Origin of the sequence: Pseudomonas grimontii, assembly GCF_007858185.1 — a bacterium.
GTDB lineage: Bacteria > Pseudomonadota > Gammaproteobacteria > Pseudomonadales > Pseudomonadaceae > Aquipseudomonas > Aquipseudomonas grimontii.
The window spans coordinates 25308-47985 of record NZ_VFES01000037.1; the positions used below are offsets into that span (position 1 = coordinate 25308).

Annotated in this window: 21 protein-coding genes and 1 tRNA gene; 12 read left to right on the top strand and 10 right to left on the bottom strand. The window is 60.8% G+C overall.

Going from position 1 to position 22678, the window contains the following annotated elements:
• Nucleotides 1-186: 186 nt before the first annotated feature.
• Both FIV39_RS31575 and FIV39_RS31580 read right to left on the bottom strand, forming a co-directional pair.
• Nucleotides 187-1422, bottom strand: a complete 1236-nt coding sequence (locus tag FIV39_RS31575) for a tyrosine-type recombinase/integrase (protein WP_090401154.1) — start codon at nt 1420-1422, stop codon at nt 187-189.
• A gap of 167 nt (nt 1423-1589) precedes the next feature.
• Nucleotides 1590-1666: transfer RNA gene (locus FIV39_RS31580), tRNA-Arg, on the bottom strand.
• Nucleotides 1667-2036: 370 nt separating this feature from the next.
• Here FIV39_RS31580 and gabD point away from each other — a divergent pair.
• Entirely contained in the window at nt 2037-3479 is a 1443-nt protein-coding gene (gabD, locus tag FIV39_RS31585) for an NADP-dependent succinate-semialdehyde dehydrogenase (RefSeq protein WP_065948543.1), read from the top strand.
• A 67-nt stretch (nt 3480-3546) separates the two neighbouring features.
• On the opposite strand, the gene FIV39_RS33660 is transcribed toward gabD, so the two are convergent.
• Nucleotides 3547-3669 (bottom strand): hypothetical protein, encoded by a 123-nt coding sequence (locus FIV39_RS33660; RefSeq protein WP_256097758.1) that lies wholly within the window; start codon nt 3667-3669, stop codon nt 3547-3549.
• On the opposite strand from FIV39_RS33660, the gene gabT reads away from it, so the two are divergent.
• Nucleotides 3662-4939, top strand: coding sequence for a 4-aminobutyrate--2-oxoglutarate transaminase (gene gabT, locus FIV39_RS31590; protein ID WP_090401153.1), 1278 nt, complete (start codon nt 3662-3664; stop codon nt 4937-4939). The genes FIV39_RS33660 and gabT overlap by 8 nt on opposite strands.
• Before the next feature lie 107 nt (nt 4940-5046).
• On the opposite strand, the gene FIV39_RS31595 is transcribed toward gabT, so the two are convergent.
• Together FIV39_RS31595 and desA are read right to left on the bottom strand one after the other, a co-directional pair.
• On the bottom strand, nt 5047-6048 hold the full coding sequence (locus tag FIV39_RS31595) for a sensor domain-containing diguanylate cyclase (RefSeq protein WP_090401152.1): 1002 nt from the start codon (nt 6046-6048) through the stop codon (nt 5047-5049).
• A 188-nt stretch (nt 6049-6236) separates the two neighbouring features.
• On the bottom strand, nt 6237-7421 hold the full coding sequence (gene desA, locus FIV39_RS31600; RefSeq protein WP_090401151.1) for a delta-9 fatty acid desaturase DesA: 1185 nt from the start codon (nt 7419-7421) through the stop codon (nt 6237-6239).
• Between the two features lie 166 nt (nt 7422-7587).
• Here desA and dibA point away from each other — a divergent pair, with 166 nt between their 5' ends.
• The 6 genes from dibA to FIV39_RS31630 all read left to right on the top strand — a co-directional run bounded on the left by dibA (nt 7588) and on the right by FIV39_RS31630 (nt 14081).
• Complete coding sequence (dibA, locus tag FIV39_RS31605) at nt 7588-9501, top strand: phosphodiesterase DibA (protein WP_090401150.1); 1914 nt, start codon at nt 7588-7590, stop codon at nt 9499-9501.
• 556 nt (nt 9502-10057) lie between these two features.
• Nucleotides 10058-10240 carry a sulfur starvation response protein OscA gene (gene oscA / locus FIV39_RS31610; RefSeq protein ID WP_003170956.1) on the top strand — a complete coding sequence of 61 codons (183 nt, stop codon included), beginning with the start codon at nt 10058-10060 and terminating at the stop codon, nt 10238-10240.
• A 65-nt stretch (nt 10241-10305) separates the two neighbouring features.
• The gene (locus tag FIV39_RS31615; RefSeq protein WP_090401149.1) at nt 10306-11316 is read left to right on the top strand and encodes a sulfate ABC transporter substrate-binding protein; all 1011 of its coding nucleotides are present in this window, start codon (nt 10306-10308) and stop codon (nt 11314-11316) included.
• A gap of 76 nt (nt 11317-11392) precedes the next feature.
• Nucleotides 11393-12211 (top strand): sulfate ABC transporter permease subunit CysT, encoded by an 819-nt coding sequence (gene cysT / locus FIV39_RS31620; RefSeq protein WP_027607868.1) that lies wholly within the window; start codon nt 11393-11395, stop codon nt 12209-12211.
• Nucleotides 12212-12224: 13 nt separating this feature from the next.
• Nucleotides 12225-13097, top strand: coding sequence for a sulfate ABC transporter permease subunit CysW (gene cysW, locus FIV39_RS31625; RefSeq protein WP_090401148.1), 873 nt, complete (start codon nt 12225-12227; stop codon nt 13095-13097).
• A gap of 3 nt (nt 13098-13100) precedes the next feature.
• On the top strand, nt 13101-14081 hold the full coding sequence (locus tag FIV39_RS31630; RefSeq protein WP_090401147.1) for a sulfate/molybdate ABC transporter ATP-binding protein: 981 nt from the start codon (nt 13101-13103) through the stop codon (nt 14079-14081).
• Between the two features lie 123 nt (nt 14082-14204).
• Here the strand turns inward: FIV39_RS31630 and FIV39_RS31635 are convergent, their stop codons facing one another.
• Complete coding sequence (locus tag FIV39_RS31635) at nt 14205-14732, bottom strand: Mpo1 family 2-hydroxy fatty acid dioxygenase (RefSeq protein ID WP_090401146.1); 528 nt, start codon at nt 14730-14732, stop codon at nt 14205-14207.
• A gap of 83 nt (nt 14733-14815) precedes the next feature.
• Between FIV39_RS31635 and FIV39_RS31640 the strand changes: the two genes are divergently transcribed.
• Both FIV39_RS31640 and FIV39_RS31645 read left to right on the top strand, forming a co-directional pair.
• Nucleotides 14816-15502 carry a Crp/Fnr family transcriptional regulator gene (locus FIV39_RS31640; protein ID WP_090401145.1) on the top strand — a complete coding sequence of 229 codons (687 nt, stop codon included), beginning with the start codon at nt 14816-14818 and terminating at the stop codon, nt 15500-15502.
• Nucleotides 15503-15540: 38 nt separating this feature from the next.
• Nucleotides 15541-15906, top strand: coding sequence for a response regulator (locus FIV39_RS31645; protein ID WP_090401144.1), 366 nt, complete (start codon nt 15541-15543; stop codon nt 15904-15906).
• Nucleotides 15907-16033: 127 nt separating this feature from the next.
• Here the strand turns inward: FIV39_RS31645 and FIV39_RS31650 are convergent, their stop codons facing one another.
• On the bottom strand, nt 16034-17038 hold the full coding sequence (locus tag FIV39_RS31650; protein WP_090401143.1) for an AraC family transcriptional regulator: 1005 nt from the start codon (nt 17036-17038) through the stop codon (nt 16034-16036).
• 101 nt (nt 17039-17139) lie between these two features.
• Between FIV39_RS31650 and FIV39_RS31655 the strand changes: the two genes are divergently transcribed.
• Entirely contained in the window at nt 17140-18216 is a 1077-nt protein-coding gene (locus FIV39_RS31655) for a fatty acid desaturase (protein ID WP_090401142.1), read from the top strand.
• A 3-nt stretch (nt 18217-18219) separates the two neighbouring features.
• Here the strand turns inward: FIV39_RS31655 and FIV39_RS31660 are convergent, their stop codons facing one another.
• The 3 genes from FIV39_RS31660 to FIV39_RS31670 all read right to left on the bottom strand — a co-directional run bounded on the left by FIV39_RS31660 (nt 18220) and on the right by FIV39_RS31670 (nt 21074).
• Complete coding sequence (locus tag FIV39_RS31660) at nt 18220-18534, bottom strand: hypothetical protein (RefSeq protein ID WP_090401141.1); 315 nt, start codon at nt 18532-18534, stop codon at nt 18220-18222.
• A gap of 135 nt (nt 18535-18669) precedes the next feature.
• Nucleotides 18670-19485 carry an ABC transporter ATP-binding protein gene (locus FIV39_RS31665; protein WP_090401140.1) on the bottom strand — a complete coding sequence of 272 codons (816 nt, stop codon included), beginning with the start codon at nt 19483-19485 and terminating at the stop codon, nt 18670-18672.
• The gene (locus tag FIV39_RS31670) at nt 19482-21074 is read right to left on the bottom strand and encodes an ABC transporter permease (RefSeq protein WP_090401139.1); all 1593 of its coding nucleotides are present in this window, start codon (nt 21072-21074) and stop codon (nt 19482-19484) included. Before FIV39_RS31670 ends, FIV39_RS31665 begins: the two co-directional genes overlap by 4 nt.
• Before the next feature lie 288 nt (nt 21075-21362).
• Between FIV39_RS31670 and FIV39_RS31675 the strand changes: the two genes are divergently transcribed.
• Nucleotides 21363-22361 (top strand): ABC transporter substrate-binding protein, encoded by a 999-nt coding sequence (locus FIV39_RS31675; RefSeq protein ID WP_090401138.1) that lies wholly within the window; start codon nt 21363-21365, stop codon nt 22359-22361.
• Nucleotides 22362-22678 lie beyond the last annotated feature (317 nt).

Below are 22678 nucleotides of genomic sequence, written 5' to 3' on the forward strand. Positions count from 1 at the left end.
GAGATGGCCGCCAGAGGTTTTGGGCGCCTTAGGCGTAACACACTTTTGACGCGTAACACATGGTGTACGGATCTCTTTTAATACGTGTTACGCAAGAAATATTCAATAAAATCAAGTATTTGGTCGGATGCGTAACGTGCGTAACACCAGTAACACCGATTTTTGATGGGTGTGCGGTTGGCGTATTCAACCCGCCTTGCCAAACTGTCCCTGAATAATGTTGCCATCTACTAGCTCATCCAGATGATCTGCGTACCACTGCATCATCACTCTGCGCTGAGGCAGGTAAACCGCCTTGTTGTACACCCCTGCTATTCCTTCCTTTGCATGAGAGAGCTGGGCCTCAATGTGATTCTCATCGAAACCCTGCTCATTGAGTATGGTGCTGGCGATGTGGCGAAAGCCGTGGCCTGTTTGCCGACCGGCATATCCCAGTCTGCGGAGCGCCATCAGAAAGACTGTGTTGCTACGGGGGATTGTCCTGTCCTTCCTGCCGGGAAATAGGAGAGGGTACGCACCTGTCAGTGTCCGCAGCTCAGTGAGTGCTTCGACTGCCTGTCGAGAGAGAGGCACCACATGTTCGCGACGACGTTTCATTCGCTCGGCTGGGATCGTCCATAGCTTTTTGGAAAGATCGATTTCTGACCAGCGTGCTTCTCGGATCTCGCTCGGGCGCGATGCTAATAAGGAAAGCAAGCGAAGCCCTATACGAACGTCCTTTGCGTGAGGGTAGGAGTTGATCGCTCGAAGTAGCGCAGGCAGTTCTTCAATCGAAACGTGTGCATAGTTTTCAGCGCTACGTGATTGCAGGAATTTGCTGAGACCTTCAAGGGGGTTGTGGGCGGCTCGTCCTGTTACACGGGCCAGGTCATAGATCTCTTTGCAAAAGGCACGAACTCGGCCCATTTGTTCAATGATCCCCTTCTGCTCCATGCCACGTAGAAACTCCATCCATTCCAGGGGCAATATTTCTGTGTACACGCGTTTACCGAAGACGGGGAACACGTGAAGCTCAAGTGCGCCAAGTACTCGTCGAGACGTACCTGATTCCCAGCTTGTGCGTCTGGCCTCAAACCACTCGCGGCCTAGCGCTTCAAAGGTGTTGTTGGCAGCAACCTGGTCTGCAACCTTGCGAGCTTGCTTGCTCACCAAAGGATTTTTGCCAGTCGATGCATCATCCCGAAGTTGAGCTGCTTTCTGTCTCGCTAATGAGCCACTGATTTCCGGGTAGCCGCCGAGGCCCAGCCAAGACCATTTGCCGTCTGGCTTTTTGTATCGCAGCTCCCACGATTTTTGTCCGTTAGGTTTTACCCGAAAGTACAGACCATTCCCGTCCTGCTCCCGATACGTAGCGTGCTCGGGCTCCAGGCCTGCGAGCGTGGTGTCTGCTAAGGGGCGGCGTTTGATTTCAGAGCGCTTCACTTCCTGTATGCCTCCAGTTATAGGAATCTCAAAGCATACACGTGGGCATACACGGCGGGAAGTTATAGGGGTGGACAGGGATGGATAGCCAGAAACAAGAAAGCCCGCACGGGGCGGGCTTCTTGGGGTGTTTCGTAGACTGTCTGAGACAGCCCGAGACTGCTATATGGTGCACCCGGCGGGATTCGAACCCACGACCCCTGCCTTCGGAGGGCAGTACTCTATCCAGCTGAGCTACGGATGCTTGTGCGGGCGACATCATACCCATGTCGACCTTGGGCGTCCATGCCGGTCTTTGGCCGTTTCCGAGTAGGAATTTGCCGCTGGAAGGCCCTGCGCCGGGCGCCGTTGGTCAATGCGGCGGAACGCGCTCAAATCACGCTGATCTGAAAGTTCCGGCAAATGCGCGGTTTTCGTTCTTTTTTTCGAACAGACTATTGCCCTGTACCCCCATTGATCCTAGGATTCGTTTGAGATTTCAAACGCTCTGTCTCTCGTGTGCTATTCATTGATCGCGCGCGCGGGGGCTGATTTCCCTGACGGCAGCCCACAAGGCGCCTTTCAACAACTCTAATTCGCTCCGCGTGCGCGCGGTGCTGTTAAGGAAACCCGACATGCAGCTCAAAGATTCCCAGTTGTTCCGCCAGCAGGCCTTTATCGATGGCGCTTGGGTGGATGCGGACAACGGATCGACCATCAAGGTCAACAACCCTGCCACGGGCGAGATTATCGGCACCGTGCCAAAGATGGGCGCCGCGGAAACCCGCCGCGCCATCGAAGCCGCCGACAAGGCGCTGCCGGCCTGGCGTGCACTGACCGCCAAGGAGCGCGCCAACAAGCTGCGCCGTTGGTTCGAGCTGCTGATCGAAAACCAGGATGACCTCGGTCGCCTGATGACCCTCGAGCAAGGCAAGCCGCTGGCTGAAGCCAAGGGCGAAATCGTCTACGCTGCGTCCTTTATCGAGTGGTTCGCCGAAGAAGCCAAGCGCATCTATGGCGACGTGATTCCCGGTCACCAGCCCGACAAGCGCCTGATCGTGATCAAGCAGCCTATCGGCGTGACCGCTGCGATCACGCCGTGGAACTTCCCGGCCGCGATGATCACCCGTAAAGCCGGCCCGGCCCTGGCCGCCGGTTGCACCATGGTGATCAAGCCGGCCTCGCAAACCCCGTTCTCGGCCCTGGCCCTGGTTGAGCTGGCGCACCGTGCCGGTATCCCCAAAGGCGTGCTGAGCGTGGTCACCGGCAGCGCTGGCGACATCGGCGGCGAGCTGACCAGTAACCCGATCGTACGTAAATTGTCCTTCACCGGTTCGACCGAAATCGGTCGCCAGTTGATGGCCGAGTGCGCCAAGGACATCAAGAAAGTCTCCTTGGAGCTGGGCGGCAACGCGCCGTTTATCGTGTTCGACGACGCGGACCTGGATAAGGCCGTCGAAGGCGCGATCATCTCCAAGTACCGCAACAACGGCCAGACCTGCGTCTGCGCCAACCGCCTGTACATCCAGGATTCGGTGTACGACGCGTTCGCCGAAAAACTGAAAGTCGCGGTGGCCAAATTGAAGATCGGCAACGGTCTGGAAGAAGGCACCACCACCGGCCCGCTGATCGACGAAAAAGCCGTGGCCAAGGTTCAGGAACACATTGCCGACGCCCTGAGCAAAGGCGCCAAGCTGCTGGCCGGTGGCAAGGTCATGGAAGGCAACTTCTTTGAACCGACCATCCTGGTCGACGTGCCGAAAAACGCCGCCGTCGCCAAGGAAGAAACCTTCGGCCCGCTGGCGCCGCTGTTCCGCTTCAAAGACGAAGCCGAAGTGATCGCGATGTCCAACGACACCGAGTTCGGCCTGGCTTCCTACTTCTACGCCCGCGACCTGGGCCGTGTGTTCCGTGTGGCCGAAGCCCTGGAATACGGCATGGTCGGGGTCAATACCGGGTTGATCTCCAACGAAGTGGCGCCGTTCGGCGGTATCAAGGCCTCGGGCCTGGGCCGTGAAGGCTCCAAGTACGGGATCGAGGACTACCTGGAAATCAAATACCTCTGCCTGGGCATCTAAGCCCCGTAAGAGATTGCAGCAAACGCAAAGGGCACGAGAGCGCTGACCCTTTGCGTGTTTCACATCGTTATTCGTAGTGGCCGGGAAAGCTGTGGCAGTCGATCATCGCATGCTGCCGTAGTTGCCTCCCCGCCACGTATTCCTTGAGCAACGCCACCCGATGAGTGGCGAATGAGGACTTTATGAGCAAGACCAACGCTTCCCTGATGAAACGCCGCGAAGCCGCTGTACCGCGCGGTGTTGGCCAGATTCACCCGATCTTCGCCGAATCCGCGAAGAACGCCAGCGTGACCGACGTTGAAGGTCGCGAGTTCATCGATTTCGCCGGCGGTATCGCGGTGCTGAACACCGGCCACGTGCACCCGAAAATCATCGCCGCCGTGACCGAGCAGCTGAACAAGCTGACCCACACCTGCTTCCAGGTACTGGCGTACGAGCCGTACGTAGAAGTCTGCGAAAAAGTGAACGCCAAGGTTCCGGGCGATTTCGCCAAGAAAACCCTGTTGGTCACCACCGGTTCCGAAGCCGTTGAAAACGCTGTGAAAATCGCCCGTGCCGCGACTGGCCGTGCCGGCGTGATCGCCTTCACCGGCGCCTACCACGGCCGTACCATGATGACCTTGGGTCTCACCGGTAAAGTCGTGCCTTACTCGGCCGGCATGGGCCTGATGCCAGGCGGCGTGTTCCGCGCGCTGTACCCGAACGAACTGCACGGTGTCAGCGACGACGACTCCATCGCCAGCATCGAACGCATCTTCAAGAACGATGCCGAGCCGCGTGATATTGCCGCCATCATCATCGAGCCGGTACAAGGCGAGGGCGGTTTCTACGTCGCGCCGAAGTCTTTCATGAAGCGCCTGCGTGAGCTGTGCGACAAGCACGGCATCCTGCTGATCGCCGACGAAGTGCAAACCGGTGCCGGCCGTACCGGTACCTTCTTCGCCATGGAACAGATGGGCGTTGCCGCCGACCTGACCACCTTCGCCAAATCCATCGCTGGCGGTTTCCCGCTGGCCGGTGTGTGCGGCAAGGCCGAATACATGGACGCCATTGCTCCCGGTGGCCTGGGCGGCACCTACGCCGGTAGCCCGATCGCTTGCGCCGCTGCGCTGGCGGTGATGGAAGTGTTCGAAGAAGAGCACCTGTTGGACCGCTGCAAGGCTGTGGGCGAGCGCCTGGTGACCGGCCTCAAGGCGATCCAGGCCAAGTACCCGGTGATCGGCGACGTGCGTGCCCTGGGCGCGATGATCGCGGTCGAGCTGTTCGACGATGGCGATACCCACAAGCCAAACGCTGCGGCCGTTGCCTCTGTGGTGGCCAAGGCGCGTGACAAGGGCCTGATCCTGCTGTCCTGCGGCACCTACGGCAACGTATTGCGCGTACTGGTCCCGCTGACCGCACCGGACGAACAGTTGGACAAAGGCTTGGCGATCATCGAAGAGTGCTTCTCCGAGCTGTAAGCGGAAGCTGACATGATCGACAGAAAAAACCCGCTCCGGCGGGTTTTTTTGTGCCCTTGCAGCACCTTCAGACCTCGTCGCACCGCCCCTCCCACAGTGATCGGCATTCAGCCAGCGATGACGCGGTTCTTGCCCTGGCGCTTGGCCTCGTACATAGCGGCATCGGCGCGGGCGAACAGGCTGTCCAGGGTTGAGTCTTCCTCGGTCAGGCTGGCCAGGCCCTGGCTGATGGTGACGCTGAACGCCTGGCCTTCGAAGCTGAAACTCAGCGCCTGGATCTCCTTGCCCAGGCGCTCGGCCACCTGCAACGCCATCTCAGGCGCGCAACCCGGCAGTACGGCGGCGAACTCTTCGCCGCCAATGCGCCCGAACAGGTCGCCTCGGCGCAGTACCCCGCGACCGCTCTCGGCGATACGCCGCAGCACCTGGTCGCCCTCCAGGTGGCCGTAGGTGTCGTTGACGTCCTTGAAGTCATCGATGTCCAGCAGCAGGAAGGCCAGCGGCGCGCCTTGGGCGCAGGCGCTGTCGAAGGCCTGGTTGGCGCATTCGAAGAAGTGTCGGCGGTTGCTGCTCTGGGTCAGCACGTCGGTGGTGGCGAGACGGTGCAGCTCCAGTTCCATCTGTTTTTTTTCAGTGATGTCCTCGGCCATGCCGACGACGATCACCGGCTCGCCGGGTTCGACCTGCTGGTTGATGTAGCATTTGTCGCTCAGCCAGCGGATCTGCCCGTCGGCGGTGATGATGCGGTACTCGCGGTCCTCCACGGCACCTTGCTCCAGCACGCGCGCCAGGCTGTGTTCGGCGTAGTCGAGGTCTTCGGGGTGGATGCTGTTGCGCCATTCGCGGTGGTCGGCCAGCAGCAGGCCGGCAGAGCGACCAAAAATCCGCTCGTATGCCGGGCTTACGTAAAGCACGCGGCGGGTCTGCCAATCGATGGCCCAGAGCACGGCATTCACACTGACCAGCAACGAGCTCAGTAATTGTTCGCGTTCGCTCAGCCGTTCGACTTCGCCCTGGGCATGGACCAGCGCCAGCAGGGTTGCTGCCGCAGCCGGACGCGGAGGGTCAGCGGTGGGGATGTCGCTGGTGAAGGGCTTTTCGAGAACCATCGGCACAACTCTCTCTGGGCGCGCCGCAAGGTCGAGCAGCGGTCACTACAAGGGGCCACCATGATGGCGAAGTGTTCATTGAGAGAGGCGAATTGCAGTGAAGTTCCGTCAATAGGAGCGATTGACGGTGTCCGAGAAATGGCGCCAAAAAGCTGGTGGGCGGGAGGGAAGGCCCTCCCGCCATGTTGTCAGACGGATGCAGGACGCAGCGAATAGGTCTTCAATTGGTGGGCAAAATCCCGCAGGGACTGGATGCCGCTGGCCTCGGCCTCGTGTACCCACTCCTTGATGGCAGCGAGCATATCGTGGCCATTCGAGCTGGTCTTGAGCCAGATCTGCTGCAGCGCCAGGCGTTTTTCGTAGATCACTTTCAACGCCTGGCTGTGTTCCAGCATGCTCTGGATACGCAGGTGGTGACGGTCATCCAGCAAGCTGGTTTCCCGCGACAGCAGGCGTTTGGCGCGGTGGAACTGGTGGCGCACCGAGTGATCGACTTTTTCCAGCTCCTGCTTGACCAGCGGTCCGATCACCAACTTGCGGTACTGGGCCATGATCTGGAAACGGTTGTTGAGGATCGCCATGGCGGTGTCCATGTCCAGGTGGCCCTTGCCTTCCACGCGGTGGGCAATCGGTGCCACACGCTGGACCTTGGCCAGGCGCAGGTAACTGAACACTTTGATCCACGCCCAACCCAGGTCGAATTCCCACTTCTTCACCGACAGCTTGGCCGAGTTGGGGTAGGTGTGGTGGTTGTTGTGCAGCTCTTCGCCGCCGACGATGATGCCCCACGGCACCAGGTTGGTCGCCGCGTCACGGCATTCGAAATTGCGATAGCCCACCGCATGGCCCAGGCCGTTGATCACGCCGGCGGCCCAGAACGGGATCCACATCATCTGGATCGCCCAGATGGTGATGCCGATGGTGCCGAACAGCAGCAGGTCGATCACGCCCATGATCGCGACACCCAGCAGCGGGTAAGGGGTGTAGATTTTGCGCTCGATCCAGTCGTCCGGGCAGTTCTTGCCGTAGATGCGCAGGGTCTCGGGATTTTCGGCCTCGGCGCGGTACAGCTCGGCGCCTTTGCGCAATACGGTGGACAGGCCCTTGATCACCGGGCTGTGCGGGTCGTCGACGGTTTCGCACTTGGCGTGGTGCTTGCGGTGGATGGCGGTCCACTCGCGGGTGTTCTGTGCCGTGGTCAGCCACAGCCAGAAGCGGAAGAAGTGTTTCAGGCCGGCATTGAGCTCCAGGGAGCGATGGGCTGAATAGCGGTGCAGATAAACCGTGACCGCAACGATGGTCACGTGGGTCATCAACAGGGTGACTGCCACCAGTTGCCAGGCCGACAAGTCAAGAAAACCGTTGTACCACATAGGCTGTATGGCCCTCAGATAAAGAAAAGAACAGCTCACGCATTATCACTAAGCCTACAGAGAAAACCAGCGGCCCTTTCAGATAAGACTTACGAGATGTTACATATCCTATAATCCCCAGTCTTTGTAGGACGATTCTGCATTTTAAGTAAGGATTACTGAACATATGCTCTTTTCATGCCGAAGCGCCCTGTATGCGGGGCTGGTATACCTGCTGGCTTCGAGTGCCTGGATCGGTCTCACTCATCGGGTATTGATCGAGTTTCTCGATAACCCGACCGACCTGCACCAGTGGTTACAGGTGCGCGGCTATGTGTGGGTTGCGGTCAGTGCCTTGTTGATCTACCTGATCTGTGCCCGCTCTGCCCGGGTCCACCAGCAACAGCAACCCTTGAAAGAGAACCGCGAGCGCCTGCGCCAGGCTGCTGCCGTGTTCGATTGCACCCGCGAAGGGGTGTTGGTGACTGACGCCAAGGGCCTGATCGTGCATGTGAACCGGGCCTTCATGGAAATCACCGGCTACCAGCGCGAAGACGTCTTGGGCCGGCAGCCGAGCCTGTTCAAGTCCGGTCGCCATTCGTCGAATTTCTATCAACAGATGTTCCAGACCCTGGAACACAGCGGTGAATGGAGCGGTGAAATCTGGAACCGGCGCAAAAGCGGTGAGATTTATCCACAGTGGCAAACCATTCGTGTGATTCACGATGACCTGGGCCATATCAGCCATTACGTTGCAGTGTTTTCCGACATCAGCGCCATCAAGGATTCCGAGCACGAGTTGGCGCACCTGGCTCACCACGACCCGCTCACCGACCTGCCTAACCGCTTGCTGTTCACCGACCGCGCCGAACAGGCGCTGGCCTCGGCGCAACTGCACAAGCGCGGCTGCGGCCTGCTGTTGCTGGACCTGGACCACTTCAAGATCATCAACGACAGCCTTGGCCATAACGTTGGCGACCAGTTGCTCAAGCTGGTGGGCGAGCGGCTCAAGGCGTTGTTCGGCCCCGGCGTCACCCTGGCGCGCCTGGGCGGGGATGAGTTCGCGGTGCTCGCGGAAAATTGCTCACAGGTGGTGCAGGCGGCGGCTTTGGCGCAGCGCATGCTGGATGTGATGAAGCAGCCGTTCATCTTTGACGGCCATCAACTGTTTATCAGCGCCAGCATCGGCATCAGCCTGTTCCCCAATGACGCCCTGAGCGCCGAGCAGTTGCTGCGCAACGCCGATTCCGCGCTCTTCAAGGCCAAAAGCGTGGGCCGCGAAGGCTACGCGCTGTATACCGAAGAACTCACCGCCCACGCGCAGAACCGTGTGGAAATCGCCAGCGAACTACGCCGCGCCCTCGAACAGCAGGAACTGCGCGTCTACTACCAGCCGGTGCATGACTTGCACACCAGCCGCCTGATCGGCGTCGAAGCGCTGGTGCGCTGGCAACACCCCGAGCGTGGCCTGGTGCCGCCGGGTGATTTCATCCCCATCGCCGAACGCACCGGCTTGATTGCCGATATCGACGGGTGGGTGATGGACCAGGCCTGCCGGCAGATGTGCCAATGGCTGGCCGACGGCGTGCCGCTGAGCTTTATCGCAATCAATGTATCCAGCCGCCTGTTTGCCCGGCGCGAACTCTACGATCAAGTCGCGCAGGTGCTGCACGATACCGGCCTGGACCCCGCCTTCCTGGAGCTGGAAGTCACCGAAAGCGCAGTGATGGATGACCCTGAAGTGGCCCTGGAACAGCTGCACCGCCTGCGCGAACTGGGCTTGCGCCTGGCCATCGATGACTTCGGCACCGGCTATTCCTCGCTGCTGCGCCTCAAGCGCCTGCCGGTGCAGAAACTCAAGATCGACCAGGGCTTTGTCGCCGGGCTGCCGTGGGACGAAGATGATGCCGCCATCGTGCGCGTGGTAATCGCCCTGGCGAAGAGCATGAGCATGCAGGTGCATGCCGAGGGGATCGAGCAAGTGGAGCAGGCGCGGTTTTTGTTGGAGCAAGGCTGCGATATGGGGCAGGGGTATTGGTTTGGGCGGCCAATGCCGGCGGACGAGATTGATTGGAACCGCGCCCCCACTCTCCAGCCTTGAAATGCATTCAAAATGTGGGAGGGGGCTTGCCCCCGATAGCCATAGGTATCTACACAACGTTGGCCCCACGCTGAACACCCAGCAGATAGGGCACCTGTGGCGAGCGGGCTTGTCCCGCGTTGGGCCGCGTAGCAGCCCCTGTAAGGAAGAATGCGGTGTATCAGACACTCTGTAGAGGCTGGTTTTGGGGCTGCTTCGCAGCCCAACGCGGGCGGTGCGACGATTCGACAAGCCCGCTCGCCATAGGGAGATTTGTCAGGGTCTGAAAAGTTGTGTAGATACCTATGCCCCGATAGCGGTGTATCAGGCAGAACATGGGTACCTGACAGACCGCCATCGGGGTAAGCCCCCTCCCACAGTTGGAACTTCGCAAGGCTTAATTTCAGCGCCCGAACACAAAACTCCCTCGCAACCCCGCGTCCTGCCAGAAAATTCTTTTTGGTTATATAAACATTCTTAAATAGTATTTTTAAGAATATCCGCGCTTATCTACTATCGCCCTACGCCGCAAGCAGTGCCGCCACTGCGAGGCACTATTCATTTCAGGAGCGAGACCATGAGCGCATCTCTACGTAGCGTCGACGGCCAGGACGAAGCAGCCATTTTGCGTGAGATCCAGAGCGCCTTGCGCGATCTGCGGTTTGGCGCGGTGGAAATCACTGTGCACAACGCTCAAGTGGTACAGATCGAACGCAAGGAAAAATTCCGTCTGCAGAACCCGGGTAACAAACCGAGCTGAGCAAGAACGGCGATAGACCCGCAACTATAAGAAAAAGCCAACACCCCAGAATTTCAGGAGCTTCTATGTCGTCGATTCGCCGTTATGCCCTGGCCGCCCTGGCCAGCGCCGTGTTTGCCGGTTCCGCCGTTGCCAAGGACTACGAGTTGCTCAACGTCTCGTACGACCCTACCCGTGAGCTGTACCAGGACTACAACGCTGAATTCACCCACTTCTGGAAACAGTCCCACCCCGGCGACAACGTCAAGATCCAGCAATCCCACGGTGGTTCGGGCAAGCAAGGCCGGGCGGTGATCGACGGCCTGCGTGCCGACGTGGTGACCCTGGCCCTGGCCGGTGACATCGACGAAATCGCCAAGCTGGGCAAGACCCTGCCGGAGAACTGGCAGACCCGCCTGCCGGACGCCAGCACCCCGTACACCTCCACCATCGTGTTCCTGGTGCGCAAGGGCAACCCTAAAGGCATCAAGGATTGGGGCGACCTGATCAAGAAAGACGTGTCGGTGATCACACCTAACCCGAAAACCTCCGGCGGTGCGCGCTGGAACTTCCTTGCCGCCTGGGCCTACGGCCTGAAATCCGGTGGCAGCGAAGCCAAGGCCCAGGAATACGTGAAAGAGCTGTTCAAGCACGTGCCGATCCTCGACACCGGCGCGCGCGGTTCGACCATCACCTTCGTCAACAACGGTCAGGGCGACGTGTTGCTGGCCTGGGAAAACGAAGCCTTCCTGGCGCTGAAAGAAGACGGCGGCGCCGACAAGTTCGACATCGTCGTGCCGTCCCTGTCGATCCTTGCGGAGCCGCCAGTGGCCGTGGTCGACAAGAACGCCGAGAAAAAGGGCAACACCGAGATCGCCACTGAATACCTCAAGCACCTGTACAGCCCGGCTGGCCAGGAGATTGCGGCGAAGAATTTCTACCGCCCACGCGATGCAAAAGTGGCCGAAAAATACGCCCAGCAGTTCCCGAAACTGGACCTGGTGACTATCGACAAAGACTTCGGCGGCTGGAAGACTGCCCAACCGAAATTCTTTAACGACGGCGGCGTGTTCGACCAGATCTACACGGCGCAGTAAGCCGAGAAATACACACCCACGGAGCCCGCATTCACCTGCGGGTTTTGTGTGTCAGTTCCGCTAACCAAGGACTCTTATGTCGCGTCGTATTTCCCCCGTCATACCCGGCTTCGGGCTGACGCTGGGCTACACCGTGGTGTACCTCAGCCTGATCGTACTCATCCCCCTCGCGGCGATGTTTGTACACGCCGCTCAACTCACCTGGGATCAGTTCTGGAACATCATCTCCGCACCCCGTGTGCTGGCGGCGTTGAAACTGAGCTTCAGCACCGCGCTGTACGCCGCCCTGATCAATGGCGTGATCGGCACGCTGCTGGCCTGGGTGCTGGTGCGCTACACCTTCCCCGGCCGCAAGATCATCGATGCGATGATCGACCTGCCGTTCGCGCTGCCCACCGCCGTGGCCGGTATTGCCCTGACTGCGCTGTACACGCCGACCGGCCTGGTGGGCCAGTTCGCCGCCGACCTGGGCTTCAAGATCGCCTACAGCCCGTTGGGCATCACCCTGGCGCTGACCTTCGTGACCCTGCCGTTCGTGGTGCGCACGGTGCAGCCGGTACTCGCCGACATCCCCCGGGAAATCGAAGAAGCCGCTGCCTGCCTGGGCGCCAAGCCGTTGCAGGTGTTCCGCTACATCCTCGTCCCCGCGCTGCTGCCCGCCTGGCTGACCGGTTTCGCCCTGGCGTTTGCCCGTGGCGTCGGTGAGTACGGCTCGGTGATTTTCATCGCTGGCAACATGCCGATGAAAACCGAGATCCTGCCGCTGCTTATCATGGTCAAGCTCGACCAATACGACTACCGCGGCGCCACCTCCATTGGCGTGCTGATGTTGGTGGTTTCCTTTGTTTTGCTGCTGCTGATCAACTTGTTGCAGCGGCGCATCGAACGTCCATAAGGAGGCGCGGAACATGTCCCAATCGTCTATTTCCGCTGCATCCTCGGCCAACGCCGCCCGCCGTGGCAGCGCTGTTTCCCGGCGCATCCTGATCAGCCTGGGTTGGCTGGTGTTCTTCCTGTTCCTGTTGCTGCCGCTGTTTATCGTGGTGTCCCAGGGCTTGAAGAACGGCCTCGGTGCGTTTTTCACCGCGATCCTTGAACCGGACGCGTTGTCCGCGCTGAAACTCACGGTGATCGCCGTGCTGATCTCGGTGCCGCTCAACCTGGTGTTCGGCGTCAGCGCCGCCTGGTGCGTGAGCAAGTACTCGTTCCGTGGCAAGAGCATCCTGGTCACGCTGATCGACCTGCCGTTCTCGGTCTCCCCGGTCATCGCAGGCTTGGTCTACGTGCTGATGTTCGGTGCCCAGGGCCTGTTTGGCCCGTGGTTGCAGGAGCATGACATCCAGATCGTGTTCGCCTTGCCCGGCATCGTGCTCGCGACCATCTTCGTCACCGTGCCGTTCGTCGCCCGTGAACTGATCCCGCTGATGCAGGAGCAGGGCACCCAGGAAGAAGAAGCCGCGCGCCTGCTGGGCGCCAATGGCTGGCAGATGTTCTGGCATGTCACCGTGCCGAACATCAAGTGGGGCCTGATCTACGGCGTGGTGCTGTGTACCGCGCGGGCCATGGGTGAGTTCGGCGCGGTGTCGGTGGTGTCCGGCCATATTCGCGGCGTGACCAACACCTTGCCGCTGCACGTCGAGATTCTCTACAACGAATACAACCACGTCGCCGCCTTTGCGGTGGCGAGTCTGCTGCTGATCCTGGCGCTCTTCATCCTGCTGCTCAAGCAGTGGAGCGAGAACCGTATTAATCGCCTGCGCGCCGCTGCGGCTGAGGAATAAGTCATGTCGATCGAAGTCCGTAATGTCAGCAAGAACTTCAACGCCTTCAAGGCCCTGAACAGCATCAATCTGGACATCCAGAGTGGCGAGCTGGTGGCGTTGCTTGGGCCCTCCGGCTGCGGCAAGACCACCTTGCTGCGCATCATCGCAGGCCTGGAAACCCCGGATGACGGCAGTATCGTGTTCCACGGTGAAGACGTCTCCGGCCACGACGTGCGCGATCGCAACGTCGGTTTTGTGTTCCAGCACTACGCGCTGTTTCGCCACATGACCGTGTTCGACAACGTCGCTTTCGGCCTGCGCATGAAGCCGAAAAAACAGCGCCCGAACGAAAGCCAGATTGCGGCCAAGGTCCACGAACTGCTGAACATGGTGCAGCTGGATTGGCTGGCCGACCGTTACCCGGAACAACTCTCCGGTGGCCAGCGCCAGCGTATCGCCCTGGCCCGCGCCCTGGCGGTCGAGCCGAAAGTGCTGCTGCTGGATGAACCCTTCGGTGCCCTCGACGCCAAGGTGCGTAAAGAGCTGCGCCGCTGGCTGGCACGCCTGCACGAAGACATCAACCTGACGTCGGTGTTCGTGACCCACGACCAGGAAGAGGCCATGGAAGTCGCCGACCGCATCGTGGTGATGAACAAGGGCGTGATCGAGCAGATCGGCTCACCGGGGGACGTCTACGAAAACCCGGCCAGCGATTTCGTCTATCACTTCCTCGGCGACTCCAACCGCCTGCACCTGGGTGAAGACCAGCACGTGCTGTTCCGCCCCCACGAAGTGTCGCTGTCGCGTCATGAACTCGAAGACCACCACGCGGCTGAAGTGCGTGATATTCGCCCGTTGGGCGCGACCACGCGGGTGACCTTGAAGGTCGAAGGCCAGACGGACCTGATCGAAGCCGAAGTGGTGAAAGACCACGACAGCTTGACCGGTTTGGCGCGGGGCGAGACCTTGTTCTTCAAGCCCAAGGTCTGGCAAAAAGCCTGAAAACCCGCAATACCCACTGTGAAATGGGGTCAATGTGGGAGGGGGCTTGCTCCCGATGGCGGTGGGTCAGTTGATAAATATTTCACTGACCCACCGCCATCGGGAGCAAGCCCCCTCCCACATTCAGACCTGTCTCGGCTTCAGATCGCGGCGAACCACCGGTCCCGAGCGCTCCTCAATCTGTTGCTTGAGGCCCTGCCGCAACCCCAGCAAAAACGCCACCTCCGCCACCACAAACAACGGCCCCACAATCAACCCCGACACGTCATCCACAAACGCGGGCTTCTTGCCTTCGTAGTAATGCCCGACAAACTGAATCACCCAGCCCACCACAAACAGGCCGACGCCGCTGCTGAGCCACACCATCGTGCTCTGCGCCGCCAGCTCATGCCCGGCCCATACCGACAAGCCCATCAACACCGTCATCAGCGCGCCCAGGGCCAATTCCAGGCGCAGGTAAAACCACGCCGAAAACAGCGCGACAACCACGGCGGGTGAAATCCATAGCCCGCCCACGGCCCATTCGGGGCGTGACAGCAGCACGGCCACGGCGACCACAATCAGCGGGATGCCGATGAAGTGGCTGGCGATATTGCGTGGGTCGCGGTGGTAGGCGGCGTATTGACTGAGATGGTCGACGAGGCTTTTCATTGTTGTTCCTCCTGTAGGATGTTTGATCATGCCCTGTCAGCCTGCGACTAACTGTCAGTTGGGCGACAATCTTCGGAGTTCTCATGGATGCGACGCAATGGCACTCCCGGTTGGCCGTCGGTCACTGGTTCAGTCACCTGCCCGTACCGTTCCAGCATAGTCTGCTGGCCCATGCGCGGCTGCGGCAGCTGACGGCGGGACAATACCTGTTCAAGCGCGGCGATCCGCCCTGTGGCTTGTATGCGGTACTCGACGGTACGTTGCGTGTCAGTGCGGTGAATGAGCACGGCAAGGAAGCGCTGTTGAGCCTGGTGGGGGCGCCCTATTGGTTCGGCGAGATCTGCCTGTTCGACGGCTTGCCGCGCACCCATGACGCCTGCGCCACGGGGCCGTGCACGCTGGTGCAGGTGCCGCAGCAGGCGCTGCTGAAGATCCTCGAGGAATCCCCTCGGTACTGGCGCGACCTGGCGTTGCTGATGAGCCAGAAGCTGCGCCTGAGTTTTATCGGCCTCGAGCAGCTCAGCCTGATGCCCGCTTCGGTTCGCCTGGCCCACCGGCTGTTGATGATCGTTGAGGGTTACGGCGACATGGAACTGTCAAAGCGCGTGCTGCAACTGCCCCAGGAAGACCTGGCGGCGATGTTGAGCCTGTCGCGCCAGACCACCAATGCCTTGCTCAAGGACCTGCAAGCCCAGGGCATCGTGCGCCTCGGCTACGGCGAGATCGAAATCCTCGACGCACAGCGGCTACGAGAGGCGGCGCACACCTGAGGGTGTTAGCCTGCAAACCTGATCAATCGAGGTGTGTTATGCGCGTGCTGTTAGTGGAACATGAATCCGAAGAGGCGCAGCGGATGGCCCAGGGCTTGAGCGAGGCCGGTTACACCGTGGAAGTCGCGGCCAACGGCATGGCGGCGCAGCGCTTTGTCGAAAGCGCCGAGTACGACCTGGTGGTGTTGGACGTGATGCTGCCGGGGCTGAATGCCTGGAAGCTGCAGCAGGCCATCCGGCAGAAGGGTGAGACGCCGGTGTTGTTCCTGACCACGCCGGGCGGGATTGAAGATCGCCTGCGTGGCTTGGAGCTGCATGAAGATGATTACCTGCTCAAGCCGTTTGAGGCCAAGGTGTTGGTGATGCGGGTGAAGAAACTGTTGCGGCGGGATCGGGGCCGCTGATTGATCCCGTAACTGTAGTGCCTGAAAGATTGCCATCGGGGGCAAGCCCCCTCCCACATTTGCAATGCGCTCCCCTGTGGGAGGGGGCTTGAACCCGATGAGGCCTTCAGCCTCCCCACGCATCCACCTACCGCAACCCATCCCGAAACTGCCCCGGCGTCATCCCTGTCCAGCGCTTGAACGCACGATTAAAGCTGCTGGTATCAGCAAACCCGAGCAGATGACTGATCTCCGCCAATGAGCACTGCGGATCCCGCAGGTGCAACAACGCCAGATTCTCCCGGCATTCATTGAGCAACGCATCAAACCGACACCCCTCATCCGCCAGATGCCGTTGCAAACTGCGCAAACTCAAGTGCAGCGCCTGGGCAATCCGCTCGGCACTCGGCTCGCCATCGGGCAGTTGCGCCTCGATGGCCGCGCGCACCTTGCGCTCCCAGGTCAGCGGTTGCAGTTGGGCGAGGGTGCGTTTGAGCACGGTTTCGTTGTGTTCGGCCAGTTCCGGGTTGGCGTCGTCCAGGTGGCTGTCGAAATCGCTGGCGGCGAATTCGAGGCGGTCTTCCTCGGCGCCAAAAAACACCGGTGCGCGGAACACCGTGTGCCACGGCTTGGGGTCGACGGGTTCCGGGCGCCGCAGGTAGACCGCCAACGGCGCATAGTCGCGGCCCAGGCGGTTGCGGCACGTGCGCACATAGATCGCGGCAAACGCATCGATGGCTTCCAGCGCCGGTGCCGGGCTGCCTGGCGGTTGCAGCAGGCGAAAGCGGTAGTGCTCGCCATCGCCGCTAAGCTCCAGTGTCAGGGCATCGCTGACCACCTGGTGATAACGCACGATGCGCTCGAATACCTCGCGCAGGCTGCCGCTCGCCACCAACGCATAACCCAGCGCATGAAAGGTGGTCGGGCTGACAAACCGCGACACCCGCAACCCAATCGCCGGATCGCCGCTGGCCTGCACCGCCAGTTCCCACAAGCGCGTGGTGGCCGACAGCGGGTAGCGCGCGTTGGGGTCGTCCATCTGCTGCGGGTCGAGCCCGGCCTGCGCGCACAGCGCGGCGCTGTCGAGGCCCAGGGCATCGAGCTGCTTGCGCAGGGCGCGGGTCCAGCTGGCGAGGGAAGTCGGTTCGGTCATGGCGATTGGCGCTTGCGGTCAACAGGTTGGCGTGTGGGGCTAGCGTCCTGCGGGAAGCCCTGGTGCAGGATGTAACCATCAATGAATAAGAGGATGGGAGCATGGACGGTACTTCTGCAAGTCCCCAGCAGATGAACGCGCAACAGCGTTCGGCGCATATCCGTGAGGTGGTGCTCGCCGAAGGCGTGCGCTTGCGTCGGCAGCACCCGTGGTTGCTGCATCAGGATGCCCTGGGCGCGGGCATCCTGGCCTTTGCCTTGCTGGGCATGATGGGCTCGGCGGCGCTCTATATCACCGGTCATATGGCTTGGTGGGCCTGCCTGCTGCTCAATGCGTTCCTGGCTTCACTGACCCACGAGCTGGAACACGACCTGATCCACAGCATGTACTTTCGCAAGCAGCGCGTGCCCCACAACCTGATGATGGGCCTGGTCTGGCTGGCGCGGCCGAGCACCATCAACCCGTGGATCCGTCGGCATCTGCACCTCAATCACCACAAGGTCTCCGGCACCGAGACCGATATGGAAGAACGTGCGATCACCAACGGCGAGCCCTGGGGCTTGGCGCGGTTGCTGATGGTGGGCGATAACGTGATGTCGGCGTTTATCCGCATGCTGCGCGCCAAGACCTGGGACCACAAACTCAAGATCCTCAAGCGCTCGCTGCTGGTCTACGCACCCCTGGCGCTGCTGCATTGGGGCGCGTGGTACATCTTCCTCGGTTTCCATGCCGCCAACGGCATCGCCGGCCTGCTGGGCACGCCGATCGAGTGGTCTACCGGCACCTTGCAGATGATGCAGGTGATCGACATCGCCGCCGTGGTGATCATCGGCCCCAACGTGCTGCGCACCTTTTGCCTGCACTTTGTCAGCTCCAACATGCACTACTACGGTGATGTGGAGCTGGGCAATGTGATCCAGCAAACCCAAGTGTTGAACCCGTGGTGGATGTGGCCGTTGCAGGCGTTCTGCTTCAACTTCGGCAGCACCCACGGGATTCACCATTTTGTGGTGAAGGAGCCGTTCTACATCCGCCAGATGACGGCCAAGGTGGCGCATAAGGTCATGGCCCAGATGGGCGTGCGGTTCAATGATTTCGGTACGTTTGCGCGGGCCAATCGGCTTGAGCGCGGGGAGCAGGCGCAAGCGCAGTCGCAAAGCCAGACTGCGCCGGTGTAACGGTTATTCTCCGGAAATCAGCAGACAGGTTTGTGCTTTACAGCCTTTGGCGTACGAAAGCGTTACAAATCGGATTGCCGCATCGCGCGTTTTAGTGGCAATCGTCAAAGGCTGGGTTTTGGAGTCTTCAACCTGCTGGCTCTGTCCCGGCAGGACGACGGTTATCCATTTTCCTTGAATAATATCCAAGGGGGTCTTGGTTTTATTCACCACCTCAATGAGTGGATGTTCAACCGGAGCCACGTTGGGCGCGGCCTGTACAGCGATTGGCAGCAAGGACAGGGCCATGCAGGCTATGAAATGGGGCGCTACAGTCATGCGTACTCTTCCTGAGTAATGGGGCTGAAAAGACATGGGTCGATACAACGAGCCCGCATCTAAGACGCCTTGCTCACTTGTCGCAATGCTGGGGTTGTAAGAGGTGATGTCGCCCTGTCCGAAGGCGATCTCTCTCTAGCAGGCAATAAAGGCCAGGGGCAGGTCGCGGATCTGTTCGCGCGCGGGCGGCTGGTAATGGCCGTCGCTGGTCAGTTCGTGCAGCAGTTCCTCACGCAGCTGGTGGAATTCGAAACTGCTGCGTTGGCGCGGGTGGGGCAGGGCAATCTCGACCACCTGCTTGATCCGCCCCGGCCGGGGCTCCATCACCACCACGCGGTCGGCGAGGAAGATCGCTTCCTCCACATCGTGGGTCACCAATACCGTGGTGATTTTGGCGCGGGCGCGGATCGCCAGGAGTTCGTCCTGCATCTGCTGGCGGGTCAGGGCGTCGAGGGCGCCAAACGGTTCGTCCAGCAGCAGGATGCGCGGGCTGGCCACCAGGCCACGGGCAATCGCCACCCGTTGCGCCATGCCGCCGGACAGCTGGTGCGGATAGGCACGGGTGAAGTCGGTGAGGCCGACCAGTTCGATAAAGTCAGCGATGCGCCGGGTTCGCTCGGCGTCGCTCAACGGCTCGTTGACCAGGCCCAGGCCGATGTTTTCCGCCACAGTCAGCCAGGGGAACAAACGGTGTTCCTGGAACACGATGCCGCGTTCGCCGCCGATGCCGCTGACCGCTTTGCCGTCGACGCGGATCTCGCCGCGAAACTGCGTATCCAGCCCCACCAGCAGGCGCAGCAGGGTGGATTTGCCGCAGCCGCTGGAACCGACAATCGCGACGAATTCGCCTTCGGCAATCTCCAGGTTGAATTCGCGGATGGCTTCCAGCTCGAAGCCGTCGACGTCAAAGGTCTTGCCCACATGGTTGAAGCTGACGATAGGTGCGTTCATGCGTGTCTCCAGCGGGTGGCGCGGATTTCGATGCGCTGGCCGATCAGGTTGAGGGCCGCGCCGGTGAGACCGACCAGGAGCATGCCGCTCATGATCAGGTCCATGCGCAGCAGTTGTTGGGCGCCGATCATCAGGCTGCCGATACCGCCGTTGGACGGCATGAAATATTCCGCACCGATGGTGCCCAGCCAGGCGTAGATCAGGCTCAGGCGCAGGCCGGCGAAAATGCCGGCTGCGGCGCCTGGCAGTACCAGGCGTCGTAACCGTTGGAACAGATTCAAACGCAGCACCTGCGCCGCTTCGTTGAGCTGCGGCGACAGATTCAGCACGCTGCGTTGGGTGGCGATAAACAACGGGAAGAAGGCGGCGAGGGCGATAAACACCCACTTGGCCAATTCACCCAGGCCAAACCAGGCGGTGAGCAGCGGCACCCAGGCGAAAATCGCGATCTGGCGCAAGGCGGCCAGGGTCGGTCCGAGTACCCGCTCACTGCGCCGTGACAGTCCCAGCCACAGTCCCATGGCAAAGCCAAGGCCGCCACCGAGTATCAACCCGCCCAGGCTTCGCCCCAGGCTGGTGCCCAGTGCACCGCTGAGGTTGCCATCCACGACGCCGGCGACGGTGGTGTGCAGCACCACCCACGGGCTGACCAGAATGTTCGGGTTTACCCAGCCTTGTTGTGTCGCGACCTGCCACAACGCCAGCAACAACAGCGGCAGCAACCACGGTTGCAGGCGCTGCCAGCCTTGATAGCGCGGCCCGCGACGAATCTGCGCCGTGGCCGGATGGGGCCAGTGCACCCATTTGCGGTCCAGCCAGCCAATGCCCCGGTCCATCACCACGCCGAATACGCCGATGACCACGATGCACACGAAGACGATATCGAGCATGAACAGCTGGCGCGCCCACACCATCAGGTAGCCGATGCCTTCGCTGGAGGCCAGCAACTCCACCGCCAGCAGCGAGGTCCAGCCGGCCGCCAGAGCCAGGCGCACACCGGCCATGAATGCCGGCAGCGCGGCGGGCAGGATCAGGCGACGGATCAACAGGTGCGTGGGCAGGCGCAACACGCGGGCGGCTTCACGCAAATGGGGTTGGGCGTCGCGCACGCCCACCAGGGTATGCAGGGTCACGGGCACCACGATCGCCTTCACCAGTACCACCAGTTTCAGGGTTTCACCAATGCCGAAGAACACCATGAACAGTGGAATCCAGGCCAGCGTCGGTACTTGCGACAGAGCGCTGAACGTCGGAAACACCAGGCGCTCGGCGCGCGCACTGAAACCCAGCAACGCGCCCAGCAGCGCTCCGGCGCCAATACCCGCCAGCAGGCCCCAGAACAGGCGTTGCAGGCTGATTGCCAGGTGGCTCCACAACTCACCGCCGGCCAGCTCCACCGCGCTGCTCCACACCAGGGACGGTGGCGGCAGGATCTGCTCGCTCATCCAGTGATTGCGGCTGGCCAGCCACCACAGCGCAAACAGCGTCACCGGCAGCAACCATGGCAGCAGGCGTTCACTGCGCAGCGGCCAGCGTGGCGCGGCGCCGGGGGCCGCGAGCGGGAGGCTCAAAAGTGAAATTCGGGCCATGGAGGACCTCCGTTGTCGCCGATGGCGTTATGTGTTTTTGATCTTATAAAAACGCAATCAAGATGATTGGGGGATAAGAAAAATCATTTAAAGCTTCTGCCCGGCACGCATCCAATGCATTCGAAGAATATTTTCGATGCTGTTTATGCATAGTCCTCTGGGCCCGGCGTTTTCACTTGCATAGATCTAAAAGCTATTAAATTGTGAATTTATAGTATTTAAAGTTTTTATCCGCCTGTGCCTACTTTCTGCTCCCCAGGCGACCCTCGCCCACAAGGAGCTGCGCTTATGAAACTGCCCTTCAAACGTCTGATCACCCTGGTCGCAGGCACCGCGCTGGCAGGCCTGGTGCAGGCTGCCGACCTCAAGGAAATCCGCATCGCCGTGCCCGACCTCAGCGCAGGCAGCCAGCACAGTGGTGGCGGCATAACGGACGTGCTGCGCGATCAGCAGATCTTCGAAAAAGCCTTTGCCGACCAAGGCATCAAGATCCAGTGGAATTACTTCAAGGGCGCCGGCCCGGTGATCAATGAAGCCTTCGCCAACGGGCAGGTGGACCTGGCATACCTGGGCGACCTGGCGGCGATCATCGGTCGCTCCAATGGCCTGGAGACACGCTTGCTCAGCGCCACCGCGCGGGACATCAAGCAGTATCTCGGCGTGGTGCCGGGCTCAGGCATCAAGACCTTGCAGGACCTCAAGGGCAAGCGCGTTGCGGTGTTCCGTGGTACCGCAAGCCAGCTGTCGTTCGACAGTGCCTTGGCCAGCCAGGGCTTGAGTGAGAAGGACCTCAAAGTCATCAGCCTGGACTACAACGCCGCCAATGCCGCGTTGGCTGCCAAGCAGATCGACGCCACCTGGGGCGGTTCGAACCTGACGGCGTTGCAAGCCAAGGGGCTGGCTGAAATTCCGCTGACCACCAAGGACCTCGGCGGCGCCGGCAGCATCCAGGCGGTGCTGGTGGGCAGCAAACAGTTTGTCGACCAGCACCCCGACGCCGTCGCCAAGTTGCTCAAGGCCCAGCAGCAGGCGGTGCAATGGTTGACCGATGACAACAACAAGCAGGCCTACATTGCGCTGGTGTCCGGGCTGGCCAGCTACCCGCCGGTGATCCTCACCAATGACTTGAAAGACCAGACCCTCAGCAAAATTTTTCCGTCGACCCTGGACCCGGTGTTCCTGGCTAAATTGCAGGGCGCGGTGGACCTGGCTTCCAAGGAGAAGCTGATTCGCAAGTCGTTCCAGGTGAGTGACTGGGTGGCGCCGAATCTGGCGGCGGGGCTTTGAGTCGGGTGGTGACTGGGCTATCGCCATCGGGGCATGGGTATCTACACAACTTGAGCGAGCCTTCTGCGTAGATACCGTCTTATCCAACCCCCATCAAGGCCCCCCCGTAGCAGCTGCCGAGCGCAAGCGAGGCTGCGTCAGACGCGCTGCCGATTCAAGCTCGAGTCGCGGCCGACGCAGCCTCGCCGGGGCTCGACAGCTGCTTGTATCTCGACTATCGCTCCGTCAGGAGTAATAGTTCTCGACTGATCATCGAGGGAGGGACTTGGAAGCCGCACAGCTGCTTAGGCTTTTAGCCTGTAACGTAGATCGGGCTC